Raw genomic sequence first — 24,306 nt, forward strand, 5'->3', positions numbered from 1 at the left:
TAAATCTTGTGGATCTGATTTATGCGTTTATCCATCGACATCACACCAGAACAGCACCAATTCTTAAAAGCAGCGGCTGCTATACAGGGTATGAGCATCAAAAATTATGTATTGCAGTGTGCCTTGCCAAACAGTGAGGAACAAAAGGCGTTTGAGCACCTCGAACAAGTGTTAGCCAAGCGCAGTCAGGCCGCCCTGAGTGGAGAGTTATCCGATAAAGATCTCGATGCCATCTTTGATGAAGAGATCGGGAAAGGTTGATCAATGCCATCTTATTCTCTTTCTATTGAAGCTGAGTCAGATTTGAGGAGCATTGCTCAATATACGTTAAATCGCTGGGGGCGCTCTCAGCTGAATAGTTACCGACTGGAACTGAAACAGCATTTTGAGGGCATTGCAGCAGGAAGTGTTATATCCAGGCTCTATTCAGATTCATTACCACAGGTCTACATCAGCAAAGTTGGCTCACACTTTGTTTTTCATCTGATTTCTGATCAGGGAACGCCCATCATTATTGGTGTTATTCATGAAAAGCGAGATATTGTTACACATCTGAATGCGCGCTTGGGTTAACCCTTAAGTTTTGCCAGAGCCTTATGTTTAAGCGATATGTTTCAATTGAGAGTCATTTATGGCAACAATTCGCAATTTCCCGTTTCAAACTTTAAAGCTCTTTCTGCTACTCACGGCATTACTCGTTGCATTAGCTACGGCATCAACACCGGCTCAAGCCAAACCGTCTCTGGTGTGGCAGTGGCAGCATCCTTTCTCGGCTCAGGAGCAACAGGTTATTCGCCAGTGGTTAACCGAAGTGCACAACTCCATGACGGATTTATATGGCGAACTTCCCTTCCCAATCTATTTAAAATTGTACCGAGTGGATCGTCATACCGATGACGATATGGGTGAGCCGGTTCCCTGGGCCAGAACCCGACGCCAGACCAACCGACAGTCGTTGGAATTTTATATTGATACCCGTTATTCACTGGATGACTTACGCCGCGACTGGACGGCACCACATGAGTTTTCTCATCTGATTTTTCCTTATCTGGGTGAAAAAGACGCTTGGTTAGCGGAAGGGTTTGCCAGCTACCTGCAATATCAGGTGATGAAAAAGATAGGCGTTATTGATGGCTATACCCACCAGCAACGACTGATCAAACAAATTCAGAAGGCTGAAAAAAATTACGCTATCAGCCCGGCGTTGCGCAGTTTTCGGCAAAGCGAGTTGCCCGCTTTTGCGGAGGTAGCACCGGTGCTACGACTGTATGGCGACCACCCTACTATGTACTGGGGCGGTGCCGTGTTCTTTTTACAGGTGGATGCACAACTGCAAAAAAAAGGCGGATTACAGTCGGTGCTGAAGCGTTATATCAAGTGTTGCCGAACCTTGTCTTATCAGGATCATTCTGAGCAAACCACACAGCAATTATTGGATACTTTGGATCGTTTATCTTTTAGCCAGATTTTTTCAGATACCTATCAGCAGTTTCAGAGCAAGGCAGGCTTTCCGGAATATCGTAAGTTCATTAGATCATTTGACCAAAGCTCTGCTAACTAAACTCTGAACATCTTACTAAAGCCTTTCAAAATCAATGCAAACAGCAAAACCCAGGCACTCACAAGGCACAACGTATATTGCAAAGTTAATATAAAGGCGACGACTTCACGAATCGGGCCAATACCAATCAGTCCTATTACTGAAAAACACACGATGATTGATCCAGGAATGATGGATAACTTAAGTAGCCCGTTCGACTGGTAAATCGCCATTACCTTCAGACCTTTTTTATACGCAATTTTACAGTACAAGCCGTAGGTAATTGCTGCCATACAAAATATTTCCAAGATCAAAATAACTGGCAGTATCATATAAAACAGCGTTAAAACAAAGCCGAATACAAACTCTAAGAATTCCATCACTTTTCAACTGAGGACTATTAATACCGTCAACAATACAACAATAGCGATAAGAGTTCCTGCTTTCACCTAAGAATGTCAAAGTTATAACGACACCTGCTCAGCCACGGTCACCTCACGGGTAATTGGCTCAATTGACGTGTCATAAAACCAGACCTGAACTAGTACCTTTTCCAGATGCTGCGGCAGGGTTAATGCTTTATTAAATACGCCATTATTCACGGAGCTGCCTAAAACCCGACTGTTATAGTTAATTTGCCATTGGTTATTTTCTGTCTGGCGATAGTCTGAATACACCGAAATATAGGCTTTTTGTTGCTGAAACTGATCCAGATTCACCGACAGGTCCATCGCAAATGCAGAGGTAAAAGCCAGTCCTTCTGGTGCTTCAATCTCCGCTGTCGTGAGTGGTGTAACTGAAGGCGTTGAAGGTTCGGGCGTTGAGGTTGCCGGAGCTGATGGCGGTTGGCCTCCATTTCCAGACGCGGAAGAACCACCCGAACCGCCACCTCCGCAGCCCGCCAATCCCAGTGATAGACTCAGCCCAACAATCAATGACATACTCAGTTTTAAGTTTTTCATAATCGGTTACCTGTTATCTAATGTCTGTTTAAATCGCATATTGGTAGAAGCGCTTTTTATGGATAGACCTGACTATCAACACGGCGATGGCTCTGATACCAGTCTTTAAATTCCTGTTTATTCGATAAGATGTGATCACGGAATTTTGGATACGCCTGCAGCAGATCCACCCCACTTTTTGGGTGTTTCCAGCTGGTTGCCATCTCCATCGCCCACGGCAGGTTGTTGGCATTTTTGAAGAAGCGTTGCTGTTCCTGACTCGATGTATCGTCACCCGTCGCCAGCATGCCGGTATCCGCCTGCTCTGTTGGCGCCATATCCGCCAGATGCATTTCCCACTCACGGCCCGGGTTCGAGTTAAAGTACGAGCCGTGATAACGATTGGGCGTCGCAAAGATAAACGGATCGTATAAGGTGCTGATGCTCGAAGCAGGCTGTAGCTCGGTGAATGGCAGGCGCAGTTCAAACTCAAACTGAATATCGTCCATACATTGGCTGCTGGTACGGTAAAAATCACAATTGGTATCCACCAGCTGCCAAACGTCACCGGTAATAATCGCAATCAGCTCATCGCTGCCCTGCTCAATCGGATTGCTCTGGAGCGTGGCTTCAGCACCGTTCACGATATGGGTGTACTTCATCGCCTGAGTGTCGACCGCCGATGCCTGCACACCCGGCACCCGAATGGCAAAGCCGTTGTGATAGCTGGCACCAATGGCCACCAGTTGGCCGTGGAAATCGACCCGCTTTAACTGACCTGCCTGCTCAACGGTCACGGTACGATAATGAAACACCACATCGTTCATATCGTAATCACCTTCGTATGGCCATAAATCTTCGTAAGCTAACGTGGTCCAGCCATCGGCCGATGGGTAATAGCTGTAGCTCACCCCTTCGTCGGTAACCACTACCTGATGATCTTCCACTTCACCGTCGATAGCACCGCCTAACGGGCCGATATCCTGCTGCGAGCCATAACGTAACCGCGCCCAGGTAACACCCGGTTCAGCATCGACCGGAACCTCCAACGAAATCACATTACTACCCGCCTGCAGGCGCTGGTTTTTAGCAATTTGCTCGTCTTCAGCGGAAAACACACCGTCCTGATTCCAATCAACCCAGGCTTGCAGATATGCCTCCTCAGACGCCGTAATCACCGTGGGGGAATCCAAGCCTTTTACCAGGCCGGTCACCAGTCCCAGGCCATCGTTATTGTTATCGTCACCGGGTTTATTCATCCCTAAATAAAGCTCCCCCTGAAACTCATGGCGTGGGCCATTGGAGTCGACGCTGTTTCCATAACTTTCCGGAGCATCACCAAAATCGTACTGGGTGGTATCGTCTTCGGTAATCAGATCGGCAAACACACAACGAGCGCCGTCATTTTGGTTGGACGATGGCCCGTAGGCAAAGAACTCTGCTGAAACATCGTCAGCCATCGGGTTAATGCGGAAAATATGACCATCCTGATTGCGCGAGATATACATATAGCCGTCGGAATCAAAATACGCGGCACCAAAGGTACCGGTGACACCCGTGTTGCCAACTGCAGTTGCCACCCCGGTCTCAATATCAAAGCGATGTAACACACCACTGCGGTTATCAATGCCGTAAAGAATATGATCCGGGTGGAAAGCAAAGTCTGTCAGCTGAACCCGTGCGGTATTGGTGATGGTTTGCACCACCAGATAATTATCGGCGTCTTCATCCAGGTTCACCTTGTATAGGCCCGAACCCGTGCGATAAAAATAATAGTGATGATCGTAAACATCACCCACATAAAAAGAGCCGCCGGGCTGGTTGATCAACGGCAGCGTGGTTTCGTTAAAGTCTTTATCCAGCCGCATAAACTCAAGGGTGGTGGTGCTGAAGCCATAAAAGTAGCTTTCACTCTGCCCTTGTTCATTAAAGTAATAATCGAACCCGAGGCCATTAATATTGATATTACGGCCACTGGCGATGGTGCCCTGAACCTGCTCGTAGTTACCGGTTAACAGGTTAACCTCATAAACCACCAGCGGTTTTCGCTGAAACAGGTAAGCCTTACCGGAGCAAGTCTCAAACGGCGTGGCCATCGTAAACGATGAGCACAACAACAGAATAAGCAGGTGATAGCGCATAATGGTTCTCCATTATTCAACAGTCATAAGGAATCAAAGACTGTTGAGCAATTCGGATACCAAACTACAACTTACTGTTTTATAAGGGATTTTTTGAATTCATCATTCGCAATATGCGATAAGCCTTAAGGGTTTTGCAAAATGCAAAGCACAACGGATGGTGAATATAGAGAGGAGGTGGCGGATTTCAGGAGAAGTAATCCTTAATCCAGCCATAGACTGTATCACTGGTGACATCACTGGACTTCATCGCTTGATAGTCGTTACCCGGATCCTGATCAGTGAAGGTATATTGATACTGGATCAGCCCCGGATGTTCGTCATGCAGCACAATCAGAATACGCTTTTTATTGGGCAAACAGTCAATGGTCATTACATCAGCAGGAATACCCATTTTGCGCATGCCCTGCATGACACCAATCACCGGATTAATATCAGCAAAATCCTGCTGGATTTTGGCGTGGGCTTCACTGGCAATATCGGAGAAAGATAATAAGGCTTGATTGGCGTTCATAGTAGATATAAGAGTTAGTATTTTTAATCAATAAATAGCGATGAGTTTATTTACAAAGATGGTTTTTTAGGAACTCAGGAGCCAAGTCTGCGCCATTAGGCCATACAACAGTTTCAAGCTCAGGATCTACCGATAACTTTGAAAAGAATTCAGGGTTGTTCAGTGGTTCAAACATTGAGCCTTTCAATTGGTTTTTTAGATCAACTTCACCTGAAGTTCCATCATCAAATGAAACCCAGAGCCTGAATTCTTTCACATACTTTGCGGCTTTTACATGAAGCATCTTAGTTACTCCAAAGGTTCAATATCATTAAGCGGCTCTCCGGCCTGTGCCAGCAGCCAGTTTTGTTCAAGCTCTGGTTTATGATGCGCAATCCATTCCTGAACAAATTTTACTGCTCTCTTTGGCAACCCACCTTCTAAAATATCACCGTCAAAACTAAATATAGCTTCATGGCCTGAATACTTAGCGTGAAAGTGTGGCGGATTATGATCGTTAAAATACATAGCGATAATAATTCCGTAAAAGCGGCTAATAATTGGCATACAAATCACTCCCTGATATGCCTTTGATCCTACGCCTTTAGGCTATTGTGTCAAACTATCGGATAATCATTTTCCAATCAGAGGCAACTAAAAAACGGGAGCCGAAGCTCCCGTTTTTTAGTCGTTCAAAACCAAACCAGAATTAAGATTCCGCTTTAGGCTTCTCACGCAGTTTGATATGCAGTTCACGCAGCTGAGCGTTGCCCACTTCTCCCGGTGCGTCGGTCATTACACACGCAGCAGATTGAGTTTTCGGGAAGGCAATTACTTCACGGATCGACTGAGCACCAGTCAGCAGCATGACTAAGCGGTCTAAACCAAACGCCAGACCACCGTGTACCGGCGCACCGTACTTCAGCGCGTCCAGCAGGAAGCCAAACTTCTCTTGCTGTTCTTCTTCGCTGATACCCAGTACGTCGAATACGGTTTCCTGCATCGACTGTTCGTGGATACGGATCGAACCGCCACCCAGCTCACAACCATTCAGAACCATATCGTAAGCACGAGACAGCGCAGTCGTTGGTGCTGCTTTCAGCTCTTCCGGAGAGCAGGAAGGCGCAGTGAATGGGTGGTGAATCGCAGTGATACCACCGTCTTTGGTTTCTTCGAACATTGGGAAGTCAACAACCCAAAGCGGAGCCCACGCGCAGGTGTACAGGTTCAGGTCTTCACCCAGCTTACAACGCAGTGCACCCAGCGCTTCGTTTACGATCACTTCTTTGTCAGCACCGAAGAAGATGATGTCGCCGTTTTGTGCGCCCAGCTTGTTCATGATGTCCATGGTGTTTTCTTCACCAATGAACTTGATGATTGGAGATTGCAGGCCATTAACGCCGTTTTCAATCTCGTTCACCTTAATCCAAGCTAAGCCTTTGGCGCCGTAGATGCCAACAAACCTGGTGTATTCGTCGATTTGCTTACGGGAGATTTCAGCACCGCCCGGTACACGCAGCGCCGCTACGCGACCTTTAGGATCTTTTGCCGGGCCAGCGAATACTTTGAATTCGATGTCTTGCAGGAATTCAGCAACGTCTACCAGCTCTAATGGAATACGCAGGTCTGGCTTATCAGAACCGTACTTTTCCATCGCTTCGGAGTAAGGCATACGTGGGAATTCACCCAACTGTACGTTGAGTTCTTTTTCGAAGATCTCGGTGATCATGCCCTGAGTCAGAGACATGATTTCTTCTTCGTCAATGAAAGAAGCTTCGATATCGATCTGAGTGAATTCCGGCTGACGGTCTGCACGCAGGTCTTCGTCACGGAAACACTTAGCAATCTGGTAGTAACGGTCAAAACCAGACACCATCAACAGCTGCTTAAACAGCTGAGGCGACTGCGGCAGTGCAAAGAAGTTGTGCTCGTGAGTACGGCTTGGCACCAGGTAGTCACGGGCACCTTCTGGAGTAGCACGAGTCAGAATTGGGGTTTCAATATCCAGGAAGCCGTTGTCTTCCAGGTAACGACGTACATGAGAAGATACTTTAGAACGGAAGCGCAGCTTCTCTTGCATCTCAGGACGACGCATATCCATGTAGCGGTACTTCAGACGGATGTCTTCGCCCACATCGGTGTAGCCGTCTAATGGGAACGGAGGCGTTGCTGCCTTGTTCACCACGTTGATTTCTTTGCCCAGTACTTCGATCTTACCGGTGCGCATGTTTTCGTTGATGGTACCTTCAGGGCGACCACGAACGCGACCGGTGATCTGAACCACAAACTCCGAACGCACGCTATCCGCAGTATTAAAAGCTTCTACGGTATCAGGATCGAATACCACCTGAACCAGACCTTCGCGATCGCGAACGTCTAAGAAGATAACGCCACCGTGGTCACGGCGACGGTGAACCCAACCACAAAAGGTTACGGTTTCGTCAATCAAGGTTTCGTTAATATCACCACAATAGTGCGTGCGCATCGTTTGGTCCCGCATCAAAACGTCAATTTGAAATATAAAAAAGGCGGGCAGTATACAGAATTTTTGCCGGGCATCCGATACTTCGCCATCAATTAATAACGAATTCGTCGATTTCACCCATTCTCGCGGCACAATTGCACCTTGAGGCATAGAACGGCTGCGGTAATCTAGCCCCATTAATAAGAACAACCCCTATAAAAACAACACCCCCTATAAACACAACCCTTATAAAAACAACAATCTCACGGACAGGTTCTCTTCTTTATGCAATCTTTTACCAACAAAGTCGTTGTTATCACTGGCGCTGCGTCAGGCATTGGTCAGGCTCTGGCCCAGCAACTGAGCAAAGACGGCGCGCATCTGGCACTCTCCGATGTCAACATGTCGGGGCTGGAAGAAACACGAGCCAGCCTGATTGGCCCTGGCAAGGTGACACTGCATTCTCTCGATGTGGCAGATCGCTCAGCCTGGGAAAGTTACGCCGAAACCGTAGTAAACGAACACGGCCAGGTTGATGCCATTATTAACAATGCCGGTGTAGCGCTGTCAGAAACCATTGAAAAGATGAGCTATAAAGACATGGAGTGGATTGTTGGCATTAATTTCTGGGGCGTGGTGTATGGCACCAAAACCTTCCTGCCCTACCTGAAGCAACGCCCGGAAGCGGCCATTATTAATATCTCGTCAATCTTTGGCATCATTGCACTACCCACCCAAGGCGCTTACAACGCCACCAAATTTGCCGTGCGTGGCTTTACCGAATCGCTGCGACAAGAACTGAAAAACACCAATATTATGGTCACCACCGTTCATCCCGGTGGTATCAAAACCAATATTGTCCGTAATGGCCGCATTAACACTTCTTTTATGGGCAAGCAATCTCAGGAAGAGCAACACCAGAATTTTAAACAGAATGTCCGCACCAGCGCGCCTCAAGCCGCTAACATTATTCTCAATGGCACTATTAAAGGTAAGCGCCGGATTTTAATTGGTGCCGACGCCCGTCTGATGGATCGGATACAGCGTTTTTTACCAACCCGCTATACCGATCTTTTTGGCTGGGTGTTGCGTAAAATTGCTTAAGGCCTGTTAGCAAGCACCACCAAACCCCTGAAAAATCCGGGCCAAAAGTTGAGGCTGGCGAATAAATCTTTGCTATAGCGCATCTTTTGGCCAGATGGCTTACAAAAGCCTACAAAAACAGGGATTTCAGGCTTGCGTCGATGTTCCTTTTACATAAAAATCTAACTCGCTGATTGCTGCAGCAGTCAGCTTTCGGAACCGAATATTTTTAAGGATACGCACCTATGCCTGCTAAGAAAGCCGCTCCTGCACGTAAAATTACCGCAGTAAAAGAGAAGTTCACCAAAACTCAGATTCTGAACGAAATCGCTGATAACACTGGCCTGAGCCGTAAAGAAGTGACTGCCGTTCTGGATGAACTGAGCATTGTTATCGAACGCCACGTGAAAAAGCGTTCTGTTGGTGAATTCACTCTGCCTGGCTTACTGAAAATCAAAACCGTTAAAAAGCCTGCTCAAAAAGCACGCAAAAACGTACCAAACCCATTCCGTCCAGGCGAAACCATGGACGTTGCAGCCAAGCCTGCTTCAACCAAGGTTAAGGTTCTGCCACTGAAAAAACTGAAAGATATGGCTCTGTAATCAGCCCATTATCCTTTGGCTGACCTTAAGGCAAAGGAACTTTCTGATAAAAAAGCGCTCTCTGTATTCTGAGGTTTACCCCTTCGAAAAATAACAGACAGCGCTTTTTTTATCTCCGAACCGGGTGACGCCATGAGCGATTTAATTCCGTTACTGCAACAGATTGAAAACTGCACATTGTGTGAACAACACCTGCCATTGGGGCCTCGCCCGGTGGTCAGAGCATCCGCCAGCGCCCGCATTCTGATTATTGGTCAGGCTCCCGGAAGCAAAGTTCACGCCAGTGGTATTCCCTGGGATGACGCCAGTGGCAAGCGACTGCGGGAATGGTTACAGACCACGGACGACACCTTCTACGACGCCAGTAAAATTGCCATCATGCCTATGGGCTTTTGTTACCCCGGCAAAGGGAAAAGTGGTGATTTACCACCACGCCCGGAATGTGCACAACAATGGCATCAGTCCCTGCTGGAACACATGCCCAACATTGAACTCACACTGTTAATTGGCCAATACGCGCAGCAGCATTACCTCCGGCAAAACGATTTTTTAACACGTCATAAAACGCTGACCGAGCGGGTCAAACACTGGCAGGAGGCGCCTCAAGGGTATTTACCCTTGCCACACCCTTCTCCCCGCAATCAGATCTGGCTGAAGAAAAATCCCTGGTTTGAACAAGAAGTGGTTAGCCATATCCGTTCCGAAGTGCAACGCTTGCTGTAGTCACATCAGCACCAACTTGACCCGATTTGCATATCCCGTGTCCCACACCATCACTCATCTATGCATACACTGAATACCAATCTGAAAACTCAGACGACTGAACAATAATAAAACAGCAAAAATAAGACAGAGGGATTCAGCCATGGCAACTGCATACGAAGCCGGAAAAATTCCGGTACGGAAAATGAACTTCGAATTTGGTGATGTGCCGCGTGATTATCTCAACGGCAACCTGGCCCACAGCAACTTCTTTAATGGCCTGAACCTGCTGTTTCCGGAAGGCGAACGCTACTTTATGCATTCTGTTCGGGATGCTCTGAAAAAAATCGAAAGCCCGGAGTTAGCAGCCCGTGCAAAAGGCTTCTTTGGTCAGGAGGCACAACACTCCATCGAGCACCTGAAATATTTCGAGATTCTGGATAAAAATGGCTACGAGTTCCGTGACGAGCTGGCAAAGTTTGATCGCTTTATCATCAAAATCCGTAAGAAGCTGCCTAACGCACTGAACCTGTCGATCACCGCCGGTTGTGAACACCTGACCGCCATCTCCAGCCAAATGACCTTAACCGAACCCAACATTATTAACGGCCATCCGGTGATGCGCGATTTAATGCAGTGGCATGCCATTGAAGAGATCGAGCACAAAAGTGTGGCTTACGATGTGTATCAGGAAGTGTATGGCAGCTATTTCCTGCGTATTTTTGGTTATCTGATTGCCAATATGATTATTGGAGGCTTTGCCTATCGCTTTGCCACTATGTTTATGCGTCAGGAAGGTTACAGCAAACGCAAAGCCGCCAAGCTGATTCGCAAAGATCAGCGTGAACTGCTGAACCGCCATTCTTATCTGAAGAAGCAATTCCTGGATTATTTCAAACCCAGCTTCCACCCGGATCAGATTGAAGACGAGCATTTGATTGAACAAGCCCGGGTCGATCTCGCCGCTTATTGAGTAATTTCATTGTCACAGTGGCAGTTACCGCCCTACAGGCGGTCTGCCCGCTTCCGTATACTCAACGGATGAGTAATCTGAAGCAATTAAAATTTCCGGCCATTTACAGCCAACTCGCCCACGACTTTATCGCCTCAACTCCGAAGCTGGCTGGTGTCAGCGTTCCTCTCAGCCTGCTGTACACCCGCCTCAATATTCCTCAACGCACTCTCAGCGATCCCCACGCCAGCCTGACAGGCCAACAAATGCAATTATTGATGGCAATGGGAAGTCTGGTTGCGGATAAAGGTACACCCTTCAGCATTCAGTTATGTCGCCTGTTTAAAGAAGATACTTTGGGATTATTGGGGCTGGCGCTGGTTAACTCAGCCACAGCGCGCGATGCGTTATATACCTTTCAGCAATACGCCTTTATTTATAGCCCGGGATTTGATTTTCAGATTCACGAGCACCAGAACACCGTCGAAATTACCCTGACTCCGCTGGTGAATTTTGACGAGACCATACAACGCACCATGACCGAACTGGTTTTTGGAGCGTTTGCCTTTTATACCCACCGCAGCGGGCTAAACGTCACCCTCGACTATTTTTTGCCCTACAGCCTGGGAGCACATAAACCAGCATTTGAAGAATTCACTCAGGGAAAATTGCACGAACAAGCTTCTCAGGCGCGCATTCGTTTTCCCAAAAACACCCTGCAATTACCCTTATCTCAGCCCAACCTTGTGACACGGGCACTCTATACCGAACAATTAGAACAACAGGCAAAAATGGCCCGCAGCAGCGAAAGCTTCAGCCTGAAAGCGCGCCGACATATCGAACAACAAGCGCGCCATGGCATCTTTGTCAGCCGCGAATTTCTGGCATCAGAAATGGCCGTTTCAGTGCGTACGCTGAATCGAAAATTAAAAGAAGAAGGACTGTCGTTTCAGCCACTGCTGGATCAAGCGCGTTTTAATATTGCCCAGCGTTTACTGATCGACACGGATAAAACCACCAAGCACATCGCCTTTGCCTGCGGCATTCATAACCCGGCGGTTTTTTGCCGTGCATTTAAAAAATGGAGTGGAAAAACACCGGGAGAATTCCGGCAGCAATACGGTTAATGAAACAACGCAAGCACTATTCATACGATATTTTTTCTGCCGCCACCCCGAAGGGGCATCCCTGCCCCTACCGGATGGTCGCAACATCCTGTTGCTGCTCTCGAAAAATTATCGGATAAATAGTACATCACCACTTATCTCTGAGCGCCCGTAGCGCTTTAAAGACATCGCGGTCGCCTTCACCCAGGTGCGGAAACTCCTGCTTTAAAGTGCTACGAATCGCTTCACTATGCAACCGCAAAAACGGGTTATAAGTACGCTCTTGCCCTAACGTCATCACCGGCATATCGTCGTGTTCAACGTCTTTCACTTTATCCTGCCAGCTCAGCGCATCCGAATTACCCGGCTCACGGCTTAACGCAAACGCCAGATTATTTTTCATATAATCATGGCCCGGATACAACAGAGTTTTATCCGGCAGAGGATTCAGCTGCGATACAAAAGTGTCGTACATGGTATCGACATCGCCGCCGTTAAAGCAGTTGCCCGCACAGGCGTTAAATAAGGTATCGCCAGAAAATAATACGGGCACCGGGTTATGCTCATCAGCCTCAGCCAGCAAACACAAATGCACTGGCGTATGGCCTGGGGTATACAAAACTTTTAGGCGGATAGAACCCAGCTCAACCACATCACCGGCCACTAAACCGCGCGCCTGATTCGGGATTTTTCCCAACGCATTTTTATGCGCCCAGATTTCTGCACCCGTTGCGGCGGCAACCACCGGGTTACCTTCGATATGATCGTGGTGTTCGTGGGTATTGATGATCAGTTTAATTTGCCAGCCCTGTTGCTCCGCCAGATCGAGCATTTGCTGACCATCTAATGGGTCCAGAGCAATGGCTTGTTGGGTTTGTTCGCAACCAATCAGATAATTAAAATTACCCAAGCGGTTAAACATATAACGACGTAAAATTTTCATCAGTTAATCCGTATTTTCTGGTTCAGCAGCCTTACCAGTAAATATTGTTTTCTGCGTCTTCTTCAGCGGTCAGATCGGCAACAAAGTGGCTTTCAAGCAAGCCTTTCAGGTCGTGCACCTGCTTTTCCAGCTCATCCGAGGTGTAAGCCACCGCCGGGCTATGCCCCCAAACCGGGCCAGGCCAGGCCGGGTCATCTTCATTACGAACCACATGATGTACGTGTAATTGCGGTACAACATTGCCTAACGCCGCGACGTTCATGGATTTGGCGGAGAAATGATCAGCCAGCTTTTCTGCCACAAAGATCGACTCTTTCATCATCTGCTCGCGATCATCGTTACTCAGATGATAATACTCAAAGACATTGGTACGAGCTGGCACCAGAATCACCCACGGGTAGCGGCTGTCGTTCATCAGCAGTACCTGACATAAAGGCAGACGCCCCACCAGAATGGTATCGGCCTGCAAACGCTCATCCAGAGTAAACATCATTCTTCTCCCATCACAAATATGACTGTCATCTTAGCCCTGATAAACAGGCAGGTCACTGATTTCTATACGGTTATTAATGCAAAGAAGGTTCAGCAGCAGCTCAGCCGGGCTTTTTGCCTACCCTGCTTATCAAAGTTCTCCGGCACCAGCCATCGCCCGAACCGTGTTTTCTGGCCTGGCCATTCGCTATCTAACATGGAGAACCACGCCGTATCCCGGCTACGACCGTTATACACCAGCGCCTGACGAAACGTACCTTCGTAACGAAAGCCAAACCGTTCAGCCGCTTGCCGTGATGGCTGATTCAGGCTGTCACATTTCCATTCGTAACGCCGGTATCCCAGCTCATCAAACACATAAGTCATTAATAGAAACATGGTTTCAGTCGCCATGGGCGTTCGTTGCATCAAGGGTGAAAAATGTACGTGGCCAACTTCAATGGAACCATGCTGAGGCTGAATACGCATCAGCGCGGTCATACCAACCGCCTGCTTTGTTTTCGCATCGATAATGGTAAAAAACAGCGGATCCGCTCCCAGGCAATCCGAGAACAACCAATCTTTAAAAGCATCAAGGTCAGCAAATGGCCCATAAGCCAGATACGTCCAGTTTTTACCTTCGTTATCTAACGAAAACGCCTCATAAAGTGCCGCAGCATGGCGCTCTGTATCCAATGCCTCCAAGCGGCAAAACCGCCCGATCAGTGTTTTTGCCTGAGGGGTCTGACAAGCTTGCCAATGGGGCAACGCCTCACCAATCGGTTGACCATGTTTATTGTGGCGCGGTGCCATAAATATCCTTATTTTTTCAATTTTTATGCTGGAGCATCCATCGTAAAACAAACTGAGGATGTCTTGCCATCATCCGGTCAATGTCCTGATAATGGTCGCTCATCAACGCAGCTGAATTACGGACCATGGCTTTACATTATTACACCGTACACTCAATTAATGAGATAGAAGCCCCACAATGGCAGCGGTTATTAACAACAAGTTGCTATAATTCATCCGACTCGCAAATTCAACCTGAGCGGCTTTACCCTTTCCTCGATTATCGCTTTTTAAAAGCATTGGAAGACAATCACTGCATTGATGCGCATTGCGATAACCCTTATCAGCAAAGCCAGACTGGTTGGCTGATTCATTATTTAATTGGTGAAAATAACAGCGGTGAAATTGAACAGATTCTGCCCTGTTTTATTAAGCATCATAGTTACGCCGAATACGTGTTTGACTGGGCCTGGGCCGATGCCTATCAGCGCCACGGTTTTCAGTATTACCCCAAATTATTATTAGCCGCTCCCTTTACTCCGGCGACCGGCCCCCGGGTATTGGGCAGTGCTAGCCCTGACTGGCAGAGCATCTCAGATGTGCTGTATCGCCAATGTGTCGAGCTGGATTTATCAGGCTTCCATATTAATTTTATTGATGCCAGCAGCCACCAGCAGTTGTCAGACCAAGATAGCGTATTGGGTCGCCAGGCCTGTCAGTTTCACTGGTTTAATCAGGGAATCGATCAAAAACCGTATCAAAGTTTTGATCATTATCTGGAGCACTTCACCAGCCGCAAACGCAAAAGCGTCAAAAAAGAACGCCAGAAAGTTGCTCAGCAGAACATTCGTATGATCCGCAAAACCGCTGATCAAATCAGCGAAGACGATATCAAAACCTTTTACCACTGCTACCAGATGACTTACGCCCAACGGCGTTCGCGCGGCTATCTGAACGAAGGGTTTTTCCAGCAACTGCTGCAAACCATGCCGGAGCAACTGCTGTTAGTGTGCGCCGAATATAACGACCAACCCGGACAAAGCATTGCGTGTGCGCTGTATCTGTTTGACGACACCACTTTATACGGTCGTTACTGGGGGGCGCTAGCACACGCCGATTCACTCCATTTTGAAGCCTGTTATTACCAGGGCATTGAGTTTTGTATCGAACTGGGTTTGCAACGGTTTGACCCGGGTACGCAGGGTGAACATAAAATCAGCCGCGGTTTTCAACCCACACTCACCTACAGTGCGCATCAGTTATTACACCCGGAATTCAGCCAGGCGGTGGAGAATTTTCTCAGCGAAGAGAAACAACATATTGAATCCTATCGTCAGGATGCTGAGACGCTGTTGCCGTTTAAGGCGGCCGGGCTCGACTGATATTAAACGGCCAGAATTGAACGTGTAGAAACGTAATCGCCGTTGCCATTTCAGCGACGATTGATTAATTTGTCAGAAATTTTACTGGGGACATCCGGTGTCGCTGAAATCCATCCTGATATTTGTGCTTTTGCTGCAACATACACTGATTAATACGGTGGCAGCGTCGGTGCATATGGCAGCGGAAGATCATCAGACACGAGAAACACCCCATATCCATTCGCTCTCAACCTTGTTTGAGATGTTTCAGCAACATTCCGAGGCGGAACATAATTGCCATGACTCACTCGATGAAGTGCACGTTCATGTGATTTGCCCGCTGGCTCATACGCTGGAAGTGCCTCAGCTGCAACTTCAACCGGTAAAACCCGCTACCCTCTACCAAAGCTATCAGGGCCTGACCTACCAGCCCCTGCTGCCACCACCAAACGCATAATTCACACTCGAAAACCGTCTTTTTTACGCTAATTCCTTTTTTTGTATCGACGTTTTGTATCGACATTTCGTATCGATGCTTCGTACTGACGAGCCGCCGCTGTTTTCTCTACTTTTCCGTGGCTGCGTGTTCTGTACGAACAGGTGAACATTTATGAAAACTGATTTTATCCACTCTGTATTATTAGCGGCTGGGGCTACTGGCCTGATGTTGCTGAATACAGCCGCGCTGGCTGAACCGCTGGGCGACTCAGCCCTCAAGACCAACAGCAAAACCGGCAGCCAATCGAGCCTCCAGAATAGCATCAGCTTACAGCGGGCTATCAATCTGACACTGCAGAAAAACCCGCAATTAGCGGCCTATCCGTTCTATTTACGTCAGGCGGATGCCGATGCCTTACAGGCCAATATTACGCCCTCTCCACGGCTGAATCTTAACACCGATAATATTCTCGGCAGTGGCAATAAATCCGGTTTGGATGAGGCTGAAATCACACTGTCACTCAGCCAGACCATTGAACTCGGCGATAAACGCCAGTCCCGCTACCAGTACGCTTCCGGCAAGCAACAACAGCTGCAGTTGGAATACGATCTGACTCGTCTGGATGTGCTTGCCGAAACCAGCCGCCGTTACTATCAGTTGCTGGCGTTACAGGCTAAAGGTGATTTACTTGAACAAAGCATCGAGCGAGAGCGTCAGGCGCTGCTGGTTATTAAACAACGCGCCCGGGCCGGAGCCGTTGCCCAGGCAGACGTCGCCAATATGGCATTGCAACTGGCCAACAGTGAGGCTCAACAAGATCGGAATCAGCGCAATCAGCAGCAAGCGCGTCTGCGGTTAAGCCATATGTGGCTGGCCAAAGCCGAGTTCGCCCAGGTGCGCGGCACATTAAATCATCTGCCTGAGCTGCCCGCTGAAGCTGAGCTGAAAGCGAAAATAGATAACGGTATAAATAATTCGCAAAATGGAGCCATTCTGCCGGATCTGCGCTATCAGCTGGCGCTGCAACGTCTGGCTGATCAACAATTACAGCTGGCTCAGGCGAATGGCCAAGCAGACTTAAGAGTTCAGGCCGGCATTCGCCAGTTTGAAGCCAGTAATGATCAGGCATTTACTCTTGGTATTTCCATGCCGCTGGCGTTTGAAAACCCCAACCGTGGGCGGATTGCCAGAGCCCAGATTCAGCAGCAGCTGAGTCAGCAACAAACCGAGATCAAACGACAGCAGCTGGCTCTCGCCCTCACCCGGATTCAGCAACAGCTTAGTGCCAATACAGAAGCAGCAACCAACCTGACTGAGCGACAAATTCCGTTGGCCGAACAACTGCTTGATGCCAGTGGCAAAGCTTACCGCCAGGGGCGCTACTCCGTTTTAGAGTGGATTGACGCCCAGAACCAGTACTTTCAATTACAACAGCAACTGATTGATACCCGCTTAACCGTATTCAGCCAGATTCTCGAACTGGAGCGGGTATTAGGGATGGGCATTGTTTCGTCCACGCACTCTGATGTATCCGATATCACGGCAACAAATTAAAGGTTTCCATCATGACTACATTTAAATTTAGACAATTGCTACACGCTGTATTAATCAGCGCTTTCTTACTGCCGATATCATCCGCTGTATCCGCGGGTGGCGACCACGGTCATGGCCACGATGACCATCACGAAGAGGAAGCCAAAGGTCCTAACGGTGGCAAGCTATTAAACGACGGCGATTTCGCTCTGGAGCTGACAATATTTGAAGTCGGTATTCCAGCCGAGATGCGCATCTTTGCTTATGATCACGGCAGTGCCATTGCGCCGCAACAATTTACGGTCAGCGTTACTCTGAATCGTCTCGGTGGCGCTCAGGACAACATCACTTTCAGCCCGGAGCGTGATTATCGTGTTGGTAATCAGATCATTGCTGAGCCCCACTCCTATGACGTTACTGTTAATGCCAGCTTTGCCGGAAAACAGTACCACTGGCAGTTTGAAAGCCATGAAGGCCGTGCCGAGATTCCGCTACGTTTGGCGACCCTCTCAGGCATAAAAACCGAACTGGCTGCGGCACAAACCATCACCCAGAAAGATACCTTGTTTGGTGTGATCAGCGCCGCTCAGGACAAGGTCTTTCACCTGCACGCCCCTTATTCCAGCATCGTCGAAAAGGTACAGGTTCAGGTTGGCGACACGGTAACCAAAGGCCAGACCTTAATGCGCCTGAAAAATACCGAAACCCTGCAAACTTATGCCCTGAAAAGCCCGGTTAATGGTGAGATCACCGAACTGACGGTGAATCAGGGCGATCGTGCTGACAGTCAGGCCTTGATGCAAATTTCTGATTTATCCCGTGTATGGGTCAATCTTTCAGCCTTCCCGGAAAATATTGAAAAGCTGCGCATCGGCCAAAATGTTGATGTGTACGATATGCACGACCATGAACACGCCTTTGGCAGCATCGAATACGTAGCGCCACAAATGACCGGCGGCCATATTGCCCGCGCCCGCGCCGTGATCGACAACCGTGACGGCCACTGGCGTCCGGGGATGCATATCAAAGCTGACATCAAAACCTCAGAGCGTCAGGTGCCACTGGCAGTCAAAACCTCGGCCTTGCAACGCTTCCGTGATATGCCGGTGGTGTTTGCCAAATACGATAATCACTATGAAGTTCGTATGTTGGAAATGGGTGAGCAAAATGACGACTGGATTGAAGTCTTAGGTGGCCTTGAGCCCGGCACGGAATACGTGACGGAAAACAGCTTTTTATTAAAAGCGGATGTACTTAAAGACGGCGCCAGCCACGACCATTAAGGGGCGAACCATGAATCAGTTAATCAACTTCGCCGTTGAACGGCGTTGGTTAGTCGTGGCAATCACCTTAATGATTGCCGCGTTGGGCGTTTATAACGCCAACAAATTACCCATTGATGCGGTGCCGGATATCACCAATGTGCAGGTGCAGATAAACAGCGAAGCGCCGGGCTACTCGCCATTAGAGGCAGAGCAACGCATTACCTACACCATTGAAAATGCCATGGCGGGTATTCCCGATCTGGATTACACCCGTTCGGTTTCCCGTTATGGCCTGTCTCAGGTGACGGTTATTTTTAAAGAAGGCACGGATATTTATTGGGCACGCCAGCAAATCAGCGAGCGCCTGCAAGGTATTCGTAATCATTTACCTACCGGTATTGAACCGGCACTTGGGCCGATTGCCAGCGGCTTGGGTGAAATCTTTATGTATTCTGTCGATGCTGAAGATGGCGCAGTTAAAGCCGATGGCACACCGTATAACGCTCAGGATTTACGCGAAATTCAAGACTGGATTATTCGCCCGCAGCTGGTAAAAGTGCCCGGCATTACGGAAATCAATACCATTGGTGGTTTTGAGAAGGAATTTCAGGTCGCGCCGATTCCGGGCAAATTACTGGCCTATAAACTCACCATTGCAGACCTGATCACGGCCCTCGAACAGAATAACCAGAACATCGGTGCCGGTTATATCGAGCGCAATGGCGAACAGTGGTTAATCCGTTCACCCGGGCAATTAGAAACTCTTGAGGATATTGCACAACTGGTGGTCGCTAAACGCGACGACGCGCCGGTGCGTATTAAAGACCTCGCCGAGGTGCGACTGGGCAACGAATTAAGAACCGGGTCGGCAACCCATGATGGTAAAGAAACGGTTCTCGGCACTGCCTTTATGCTGCTCGGAGAAAACAGCCGAACCGTTTCTAAAGCCGTCGCCGACAAATTAGAGATCGTCAACGCCAGCCTGCCGGATGGCGTCTATGCCGAAGCCCTGTATAACCGCACCACTCTGGTCGATAAAACCATCAGCACGGTAAAAACCAACCTGTTTGAAGGGGCTGTTCTGGTGATTGTGGTGTTATTCGCGCTGCTGGGAAATATCCGCGCGGCCCTAATTGCGGCCCTGGTGATTCCGTTGAGCATGTTATTCGCCATTACCGGCATGACCACCAACCGGGTATCCGGCAACCTGATGAGCTTAGGAGCGATTGATTTTGGCCTGATCGTCGACGGTGCCGTTATTGTGGTGGAAAATTCACTGCGACGTTTGGGGCTGGCGCAGCACCATTCACTACAACAGCATGGCCGTTTACTAACCTTGCAGGAACGGTTACACGAAGTTGCCTCAGCCACCCGGGAAGTATTCCGCCCGGCGGTATTTGGTGTGCTGATTATTATGCTGGTGTATTTGCCGATTTTTGCCTTAAGTGGCGTCGAAGGAAAAATGTTCCACCCCATGGCCTTTACCGTGGTGGCGGCGTTATTGGGCGCTTTAATTTTCTCCGTCACCTTTGTGCCTGCAGCCATTGCCATTCTGGTTAGCGGTAAAATTGGCGAGCATGAAAATATCATCATGCGCAAAGCACGACAGCTGTATCAACCGGTATTAAAGCAATCGCTGAATCACGCTCCGCTGGTGATGGCACTCGCCGCTTTTCTGGTCGCGATCAGTGCCTGGCAGGCGAATCGCTTGGGTAGCGAATTTTTACCGCAACTCGACGAGCACGATATTGCCCTGCACGCACTGCGTATTCCCGGCACGGGCATTGAACAGGCCACACGGATGCAAAAAGTGCTGGAAAATGAGCTGCGACAACTGCCAGAAGTCAAAACTGCTTTTGCCAGAATTGGTACCGCCGAAGTGGCAAATGATCCGATGCCACCGAACGTCGCCGATGCGTTTTTAATATTAAAACCGCGCGACCAATGGCCGGAGCCAGACAAAAGCAAACAGCAACTGGTTATGGAAGTGCGCGAATTAGTGGAGAGCATTCCCGGTAATAACTACGAACTGACCCAACCGATTGAAATGCGCTTTAACGAATTAATCGCCGGAGTACGTTCCGATGTGGCCGTGCGAATTGTTGGTGACGACCTGAATGTGTTGGCCGAATACGCCGAAAAAGCGACCAAATTGTTAGCCGGAATTAATGGTGGCACTGATGTCCGCATGGAGCAGGCCCAGGGCTTGCCCATGATCTCGGTTGAACCCGATCGTGATCACCTCGCCTTATTAGGGCTGACCGTTGCCGATATTCAGGACGCGCTACAAACCGCCATCAGCGGTCGTCAAACCGGGTTAATTTACGAAGGTGACCGTCGTTTTAAATTGCTGGTACGTATGGACGAAAGTCTGCGTAAAAACCCAAAAGCGCTGGCGCAGATTCCAGTAGCCATTCCTTATGCGATGAATCCGAATGAAGAACAATCGGAGTTGGATTATGTACCGCTCGGCGAAGTGGCCAACATCATTGAGATGGAAGGCCCGAACCAGATTAACCGCCGCTTTGGCAAGCGCAACATTGTGGTTACGGCTAATGTTGAAGGCCGTGACCTGGGTTCTTTTATTAAAGAAACCCAGCAAATCATGCGCGACGAATTGGGCCTGCCCGCCGGATATTGGCTGGAATACGGCGGCACCTTTGAGCAACTGCAATCCGCCAGCCAGCGTTTAAGTATTGTTGTACCGTTAACCTTATTGCTGATTTTAGGCCTGCTTTACAGCGCCTTTAATTCGCTGCGCGATGCACTGGTGATTTTTACCGGTGTACCACTGGCACTAACTGGCGGCGTTATCGCCCTGACGTTACGCGATATGCCACTATCGATTTCTGCGGCGGTGGGTTTTATTGCCCTCTCCGGTGTCGCGGTTCTGAATGGCGTGGTGATGTTATCGTTTATTCGGGAATTACGTGATGAAGGCAAAGAGCTTGCCGTTGCCATCTGGGAAGGTGCCAGCCAGCGTTTACGTCCGGTATTGATGACCGCCCTGGTAGCAAGTTTAGGCTTTGTTCCGATGGCGTTTAATACCGGCACAGGGGCTGAAGTTCAGCGGCCTTTAGCGACGGTGGTGATTGGCGGGATTATTTCCTCGACGCTGTTAACACTGGTCGTGTTGCCTGCGTTATATCAGTGGGTGTATCGGTATTTTGGTGGGAAAAAGGTTGAGGGCTGATTAGACATTAACTAAAAAGGAGCGCACTGCGCTCCTTTTACATAACAATATACAAGTCGAACTACACCTCTGCGATGGCGACTTGCCTTAATCTCGGATGATGATCATATACTTCCGTTACTTCATAACTCTTATTTGCATAAATCCCAGTTTCAGGGTCACGCACTTGTTTTATTTCTAACTTTACTTCGAGACTGTCTCCAGGGGCAATTGTGATTTCATGACTGAAAAATTCATTATAAAAGGCCTCAGATGTTATTGGCGCAGAGATTTTTATCCCTCTCCACATAAATTCCCACTTTCGTTTTCCGCGCTGCAGAATTGCCTTTAGTATCTGAAGGTCTGCTGTTTCAGGCACGACACGAACACCTTCCTCCTCTCTAACCTCCCCCGCTGCAGCAGCTATAATTTCTCGAGGCAATATTATTTCAGGTTTTTCATCTTCCATAGATCCAGTAAATCCGATGCCTCGAACTTTTGGATCACTCTCGACAGCCTGAAACGCGCGATCTATAGACTCAACAAACTTAGGGTTCTTTTCTGCTTCTCTAGTCGCATCATATACATTACGAGGGACAATGATTTTCTCATCACCCTTCTCGATAACAACCTCATCTGAGTGGACTTCAACTCGTATCGAATCATCAACAGCAAAGGTTCTTTCGTAGATATAGTTACTCAACAGCCCAATAACTACACCTGCCACAAGCTGAGAGGAAAATATATTCTTTGATTCAGTATATATAGCTGCAATCTTTGCTTTAAAACTACCAGGGGCGATAGCCTCGACAATAATTTCGACATTGTGCCCGGCATTTAAAGAGGAGTTCGCAGCTTTCGCTGCATCAGCAATTGAAACCAGCGTTGATGCCAATGTATATGCATTTATCGAAGTATTTTCTGTATCAAAATACAAAACTACAGAGTCATCAAACTGGGATATATCAACAACTTTCAAAGCGGAGTCCTTTCTCTATTTTAAGTATTACTTGAGAAAATCAAGCCATCTATCAAAAGACGTCATACTTTTTATTAGTAGCGACACAAATTAAGTATTAAAAATATCATCAAAATAATATATACACAATTCCCTCAACCGTACTGCTGCACTCCAGATTACGAGCCACACTCATAATTCCAACAGCAACAATAAGTTCTGACTTATGCATGCCAGTAGAATCAGATACTCCGCACAGAGTGCATATTAAAAAACACCGCAGGCGACACATGAAACCGCTCTGAAAGTGCCTGAATATGATCCCGCGTTAATTTGCGCGAGCCATTAAGAATCATGGACACCAGGCTTTTACTACCTATCTCATTTTTCAGGTCATCTGCTTTTAATTGATACTGATCCATCAGAGTGCGAAGCACTGCTACGCCATCATCCAGCGCATTAATACGCTGATTAAACTCGGCAAATTCCTCCGCTTCGTCCTCCCACTTTTCAATGGAAGCAGCCAATACTTCAATCAGAGGAACGTAGTTATCATATTCTTCAATCAGCTCATCCATTAACGCCAACGCTTGTTGGTATTCTTCGTCATTTTGGATTTTGCTGACAAAACCAGCCTGAGCAAATAAGTCGCTGGCCATCGCTTTAATACTGGTGAAACTCATAAATCAACGCCCTCACTCTGCTTCTTTGGCATACTTTTTACACAACTTGTCGTATTCCGCATGTGACACAATATGCTTCACATACATGCGATTATCGCGAAACTCGATAAAGGCGATCAGCCGCAAGTTGTGGCCGCCAATATCAATGACCCACCATTTATCTTTGTACTTAAAGTTGTCTAGGCTTGGGAACACCGAACGTAACGCAGCTGGGTCATGGAAGTTACCATTCCGTAGCGTTTTATAGATCCCTTCTATGGCCGTAGCCTGATTGGGGAATTTCTTCACGGCGTCGTTAAACGGCTTTCTGGAAATAAGATGCATAGCCACCTCAAGTTCACTTATTGTGAACCTAGCACAAACCAACAGCGTTCACAATATGTGAACATCATAAACAATCACCAGATAACAACCAGATGCCTTTCAACACAATCACGTGCTAACATCTGTAAGCACATCATAGGAGATCCTTATGGACACTCGCATACAGTTTCGTGTAGACGAAGAAACCAAGCGCTTGGCTCAGCAGATGGCAGAAAGCCAAGGCCGTACGCTAAGCGACGCTTGTCGTGAATTGACGGAACACTTAGCTGAACTACAACGCCAAGCCATGTCTCATGACACTTGGTTAACAGAGCAAGTTAATCGCGCGTTTGACAAGCTGG

27 protein-coding genes are annotated in these 24,306 nt (G+C 48.1%); 14 read left to right on the forward strand and 13 right to left on the reverse strand.

The genetic code is table 11. The features are described from left to right. The first annotated feature begins 21 nt into the window (after nucleotides 1–21). From ACO05E_RS18110 to ACO05E_RS18120, 3 genes are read left to right on the forward strand one after another with little or no spacing between them, the layout of a single operon-like run. Entirely contained in the window at nucleotides 22–261 is a 240-nt protein-coding gene (locus ACO05E_RS18110) for a DUF1778 domain-containing protein (protein WP_419810885.1), read from the forward strand. 3 nt (nucleotides 262–264) lie between these two features. After that, entirely contained in the window at nucleotides 265–573 is a 309-nt protein-coding gene (locus ACO05E_RS18115) for a type II toxin-antitoxin system RelE/ParE family toxin (RefSeq protein WP_419810886.1), read from the forward strand. Nucleotides 574–631: 58 nt separating this feature from the next. Next, on the forward strand, nucleotides 632–1,561 hold the full coding sequence (locus ACO05E_RS18120) for a hypothetical protein (protein WP_419810887.1): 930 nt from the start codon (nucleotides 632–634) through the stop codon (nucleotides 1,559–1,561). Here ACO05E_RS18120 and ACO05E_RS18125 read toward each other — a convergent pair. The 7 genes from ACO05E_RS18125 to aspS all read right to left on the reverse strand — a co-directional run bounded on the left by ACO05E_RS18125 (nucleotide 1,558) and on the right by aspS (nucleotide 7,600). Continuing rightward, complete coding sequence (locus tag ACO05E_RS18125; protein ID WP_421722755.1) at nucleotides 1,558–1,920, reverse strand: hypothetical protein; 363 nt, start codon at nucleotides 1,918–1,920, stop codon at nucleotides 1,558–1,560. The genes ACO05E_RS18120 and ACO05E_RS18125 overlap by 4 nt on opposite strands. 84 nt (nucleotides 1,921–2,004) lie before the next feature. Beyond that, nucleotides 2,005–2,502 (reverse strand): hypothetical protein, encoded by a 498-nt coding sequence (locus ACO05E_RS18130; protein ID WP_419810889.1) that lies wholly within the window; start codon nucleotides 2,500–2,502, stop codon nucleotides 2,005–2,007. 56 nt (nucleotides 2,503–2,558) lie between these two features. Next, nucleotides 2,559–4,622 (reverse strand): LruC domain-containing protein, encoded by a 2,064-nt coding sequence (locus ACO05E_RS18135; RefSeq protein WP_419810890.1) that lies wholly within the window; start codon nucleotides 4,620–4,622, stop codon nucleotides 2,559–2,561. A gap of 187 nt (nucleotides 4,623–4,809) precedes the next feature. Beyond that, entirely contained in the window at nucleotides 4,810–5,136 is a 327-nt protein-coding gene (locus ACO05E_RS18140) for a hypothetical protein (protein ID WP_419810891.1), read from the reverse strand. Nucleotides 5,137–5,182: 46 nt separating this feature from the next. Further along, nucleotides 5,183–5,419: a DUF2442 domain-containing protein gene (locus ACO05E_RS18145; RefSeq protein WP_419810892.1), complete on the reverse strand. Its 237-nt coding sequence runs from the start codon at nucleotides 5,417–5,419 to the stop codon at nucleotides 5,183–5,185. 5 nt (nucleotides 5,420–5,424) lie between these two features. Continuing rightward, a complete protein-coding gene (locus ACO05E_RS18150; protein ID WP_419810893.1) occupies nucleotides 5,425–5,682 on the reverse strand; it encodes a DUF4160 domain-containing protein in 258 nt (85 codons plus the stop codon). Nucleotides 5,683–5,824: 142 nt separating this feature from the next. Continuing rightward, nucleotides 5,825–7,600: an aspartate--tRNA ligase gene (aspS, locus tag ACO05E_RS18155; RefSeq protein ID WP_419810894.1), complete on the reverse strand. Its 1,776-nt coding sequence runs from the start codon at nucleotides 7,598–7,600 to the stop codon at nucleotides 5,825–5,827. A gap of 264 nt (nucleotides 7,601–7,864) precedes the next feature. On the opposite strand from aspS, the gene ACO05E_RS18160 reads away from it, so the two are divergent. From ACO05E_RS18160 to ACO05E_RS18180, 5 genes are all read left to right on the forward strand, one after another. Beyond that, entirely contained in the window at nucleotides 7,865–8,683 is an 819-nt protein-coding gene (locus ACO05E_RS18160) for an SDR family NAD(P)-dependent oxidoreductase (protein ID WP_419810895.1), read from the forward strand. A 224-nt stretch (nucleotides 8,684–8,907) separates the two neighbouring features. Further along, nucleotides 8,908–9,264 (forward strand): HU family DNA-binding protein, encoded by a 357-nt coding sequence (locus tag ACO05E_RS18165; RefSeq protein WP_419810896.1) that lies wholly within the window; start codon nucleotides 8,908–8,910, stop codon nucleotides 9,262–9,264. 132 nt (nucleotides 9,265–9,396) lie between these two features. Next, the gene (locus tag ACO05E_RS18170) at nucleotides 9,397–9,987 is read left to right on the forward strand and encodes a uracil-DNA glycosylase family protein (protein ID WP_419810897.1); all 591 of its coding nucleotides are present in this window, start codon (nucleotides 9,397–9,399) and stop codon (nucleotides 9,985–9,987) included. A gap of 142 nt (nucleotides 9,988–10,129) precedes the next feature. Beyond that, the gene (locus ACO05E_RS18175) at nucleotides 10,130–10,939 is read left to right on the forward strand and encodes a metal-dependent hydrolase (protein ID WP_419810898.1); all 810 of its coding nucleotides are present in this window, start codon (nucleotides 10,130–10,132) and stop codon (nucleotides 10,937–10,939) included. A 68-nt stretch (nucleotides 10,940–11,007) separates the two neighbouring features. Then, entirely contained in the window at nucleotides 11,008–12,045 is a 1,038-nt protein-coding gene (locus tag ACO05E_RS18180) for a helix-turn-helix domain-containing protein (protein WP_419810899.1), read from the forward strand. 127 nt (nucleotides 12,046–12,172) lie between these two features. Here ACO05E_RS18180 and ACO05E_RS18185 read toward each other — a convergent pair whose 3' ends face one another. The 3 genes from ACO05E_RS18185 to ACO05E_RS18195 all read right to left on the reverse strand — a co-directional run bounded on the left by ACO05E_RS18185 (nucleotide 12,173) and on the right by ACO05E_RS18195 (nucleotide 14,251). Continuing rightward, a complete protein-coding gene (locus ACO05E_RS18185; protein WP_419810900.1) occupies nucleotides 12,173–12,967 on the reverse strand; it encodes a hydroxyacylglutathione hydrolase in 795 nt (264 codons plus the stop codon). A 31-nt stretch (nucleotides 12,968–12,998) separates the two neighbouring features. After that, on the reverse strand, nucleotides 12,999–13,460 hold the full coding sequence (locus ACO05E_RS18190) for an HIT domain-containing protein (RefSeq protein WP_419810901.1): 462 nt from the start codon (nucleotides 13,458–13,460) through the stop codon (nucleotides 12,999–13,001). A gap of 89 nt (nucleotides 13,461–13,549) precedes the next feature. Then, nucleotides 13,550–14,251, reverse strand: a complete 702-nt coding sequence (locus tag ACO05E_RS18195; RefSeq protein ID WP_419810902.1) for a GNAT family N-acetyltransferase — start codon at nucleotides 14,249–14,251, stop codon at nucleotides 13,550–13,552. Between the two features lie 125 nt (nucleotides 14,252–14,376). Here ACO05E_RS18195 and ACO05E_RS18200 point away from each other — a divergent pair, with 125 nt between their 5' ends. The 5 genes from ACO05E_RS18200 (at nucleotide 14,377) to ACO05E_RS18220 (ending at nucleotide 22,021) form a co-directional block, all read left to right on the forward strand. Continuing rightward, nucleotides 14,377–15,612, forward strand: coding sequence for a GNAT family N-acetyltransferase (locus ACO05E_RS18200; RefSeq protein WP_419810903.1), 1,236 nt, complete (start codon nucleotides 14,377–14,379; stop codon nucleotides 15,610–15,612). Nucleotides 15,613–15,709: 97 nt separating this feature from the next. Continuing rightward, the gene (locus ACO05E_RS18205) at nucleotides 15,710–16,048 is read left to right on the forward strand and encodes a hypothetical protein (RefSeq protein ID WP_419810904.1); all 339 of its coding nucleotides are present in this window, start codon (nucleotides 15,710–15,712) and stop codon (nucleotides 16,046–16,048) included. A gap of 153 nt (nucleotides 16,049–16,201) precedes the next feature. Next, nucleotides 16,202–17,584 (forward strand): TolC family protein, encoded by a 1,383-nt coding sequence (locus tag ACO05E_RS18210; protein WP_419810905.1) that lies wholly within the window; start codon nucleotides 16,202–16,204, stop codon nucleotides 17,582–17,584. Between the two features lie 11 nt (nucleotides 17,585–17,595). Beyond that, the gene (locus ACO05E_RS18215) at nucleotides 17,596–18,846 is read left to right on the forward strand and encodes an efflux RND transporter periplasmic adaptor subunit (RefSeq protein WP_419810906.1); all 1,251 of its coding nucleotides are present in this window, start codon (nucleotides 17,596–17,598) and stop codon (nucleotides 18,844–18,846) included. A gap of 10 nt (nucleotides 18,847–18,856) precedes the next feature. Continuing rightward, entirely contained in the window at nucleotides 18,857–22,021 is a 3,165-nt protein-coding gene (locus ACO05E_RS18220) for an efflux RND transporter permease subunit (RefSeq protein ID WP_419810907.1), read from the forward strand. A gap of 61 nt (nucleotides 22,022–22,082) precedes the next feature. Here the strand turns inward: ACO05E_RS18220 and ACO05E_RS18225 are convergent, their stop codons facing one another. From ACO05E_RS18225 to ACO05E_RS18235, 3 genes are all read right to left on the reverse strand, one after another. Further along, nucleotides 22,083–22,979 (reverse strand): hypothetical protein, encoded by an 897-nt coding sequence (locus ACO05E_RS18225; protein ID WP_419810908.1) that lies wholly within the window; start codon nucleotides 22,977–22,979, stop codon nucleotides 22,083–22,085. 221 nt (nucleotides 22,980–23,200) lie between these two features. After that, the gene (locus ACO05E_RS18230) at nucleotides 23,201–23,641 is read right to left on the reverse strand and encodes a helix-turn-helix domain-containing protein (RefSeq protein WP_419810909.1); all 441 of its coding nucleotides are present in this window, start codon (nucleotides 23,639–23,641) and stop codon (nucleotides 23,201–23,203) included. Between the two features lie 12 nt (nucleotides 23,642–23,653). Beyond that, nucleotides 23,654–23,965, reverse strand: coding sequence for a type II toxin-antitoxin system HigB family toxin (locus ACO05E_RS18235; RefSeq protein ID WP_419810910.1), 312 nt, complete (start codon nucleotides 23,963–23,965; stop codon nucleotides 23,654–23,656). Nucleotides 23,966–24,113: 148 nt separating this feature from the next. Between ACO05E_RS18235 and ACO05E_RS18240 the strand changes: the two genes are divergently transcribed. Further along, on the forward strand, nucleotides 24,114–24,306 hold a 193-nt coding region (locus tag ACO05E_RS18240; RefSeq protein ID WP_421722756.1), incomplete at its 3' end, for a damage-inducible protein J.

The organism is Bacterioplanoides sp., from assembly GCF_965226395.1.
Lineage (GTDB): Bacteria > Pseudomonadota > Gammaproteobacteria > Pseudomonadales > Oceanobacteraceae > Bacterioplanoides.

What these genes read in the sequence shown, in the direction of transcription:
- ACO05E_RS18110 (WP_419810885.1), top strand. Translation starts at nt 22, where the DNA reads ATGCGTTTATCCATCGACATCACACCAGAACAGCACCAATTCTTAAAA.
- ACO05E_RS18115 (WP_419810886.1), top strand. Translation starts at nt 265, where the DNA reads ATGCCATCTTATTCTCTTTCTATTGAAGCTGAGTCAGATTTGAGGAGC.
- ACO05E_RS18120 (WP_419810887.1), top strand. Translation starts at nt 632, where the DNA reads ATGGCAACAATTCGCAATTTCCCGTTTCAAACTTTAAAGCTCTTTCTG.
- ACO05E_RS18125 (WP_421722755.1), bottom strand. Translation starts at nt 1,920, where the DNA reads ATGGAATTCTTAGAGTTTGTATTCGGCTTTGTTTTAACGCTGTTTTAT.
- ACO05E_RS18130 (WP_419810889.1), bottom strand. Translation starts at nt 2,502, where the DNA reads ATGAAAAACTTAAAACTGAGTATGTCATTGATTGTTGGGCTGAGTCTA.
- ACO05E_RS18135 (WP_419810890.1), bottom strand. Translation starts at nt 4,622, where the DNA reads ATGCGCTATCACCTGCTTATTCTGTTGTTGTGCTCATCGTTTACGATG.
- ACO05E_RS18140 (WP_419810891.1), bottom strand. Translation starts at nt 5,136, where the DNA reads ATGAACGCCAATCAAGCCTTATTATCTTTCTCCGATATTGCCAGTGAA.
- ACO05E_RS18145 (WP_419810892.1), bottom strand. Translation starts at nt 5,419, where the DNA reads ATGCTTCATGTAAAAGCCGCAAAGTATGTGAAAGAATTCAGGCTCTGG.
- ACO05E_RS18150 (WP_419810893.1), bottom strand. Translation starts at nt 5,682, where the DNA reads ATGCCAATTATTAGCCGCTTTTACGGAATTATTATCGCTATGTATTTT.
- aspS (WP_419810894.1), bottom strand. Translation starts at nt 7,600, where the DNA reads ATGCGCACGCACTATTGTGGTGATATTAACGAAACCTTGATTGACGAA.
- ACO05E_RS18160 (WP_419810895.1), top strand. Translation starts at nt 7,865, where the DNA reads ATGCAATCTTTTACCAACAAAGTCGTTGTTATCACTGGCGCTGCGTCA.
- ACO05E_RS18165 (WP_419810896.1), top strand. Translation starts at nt 8,908, where the DNA reads ATGCCTGCTAAGAAAGCCGCTCCTGCACGTAAAATTACCGCAGTAAAA.
- ACO05E_RS18170 (WP_419810897.1), top strand. Translation starts at nt 9,397, where the DNA reads ATGAGCGATTTAATTCCGTTACTGCAACAGATTGAAAACTGCACATTG.
- ACO05E_RS18175 (WP_419810898.1), top strand. Translation starts at nt 10,130, where the DNA reads ATGGCAACTGCATACGAAGCCGGAAAAATTCCGGTACGGAAAATGAAC.
- ACO05E_RS18180 (WP_419810899.1), top strand. Translation starts at nt 11,008, where the DNA reads ATGAGTAATCTGAAGCAATTAAAATTTCCGGCCATTTACAGCCAACTC.
- ACO05E_RS18185 (WP_419810900.1), bottom strand. Translation starts at nt 12,967, where the DNA reads ATGAAAATTTTACGTCGTTATATGTTTAACCGCTTGGGTAATTTTAAT.
- ACO05E_RS18190 (WP_419810901.1), bottom strand. Translation starts at nt 13,460, where the DNA reads ATGATGTTTACTCTGGATGAGCGTTTGCAGGCCGATACCATTCTGGTG.
- ACO05E_RS18195 (WP_419810902.1), bottom strand. Translation starts at nt 14,251, where the DNA reads ATGGCACCGCGCCACAATAAACATGGTCAACCGATTGGTGAGGCGTTG.
- ACO05E_RS18200 (WP_419810903.1), top strand. Translation starts at nt 14,377, where the DNA reads ATGGCTTTACATTATTACACCGTACACTCAATTAATGAGATAGAAGCC.
- ACO05E_RS18210 (WP_419810905.1), top strand. Translation starts at nt 16,202, where the DNA reads ATGAAAACTGATTTTATCCACTCTGTATTATTAGCGGCTGGGGCTACT.
- ACO05E_RS18215 (WP_419810906.1), top strand. Translation starts at nt 17,596, where the DNA reads ATGACTACATTTAAATTTAGACAATTGCTACACGCTGTATTAATCAGC.
- ACO05E_RS18220 (WP_419810907.1), top strand. Translation starts at nt 18,857, where the DNA reads ATGAATCAGTTAATCAACTTCGCCGTTGAACGGCGTTGGTTAGTCGTG.
- ACO05E_RS18230 (WP_419810909.1), bottom strand. Translation starts at nt 23,641, where the DNA reads ATGAGTTTCACCAGTATTAAAGCGATGGCCAGCGACTTATTTGCTCAG.
- ACO05E_RS18235 (WP_419810910.1), bottom strand. Translation starts at nt 23,965, where the DNA reads ATGCATCTTATTTCCAGAAAGCCGTTTAACGACGCCGTGAAGAAATTC.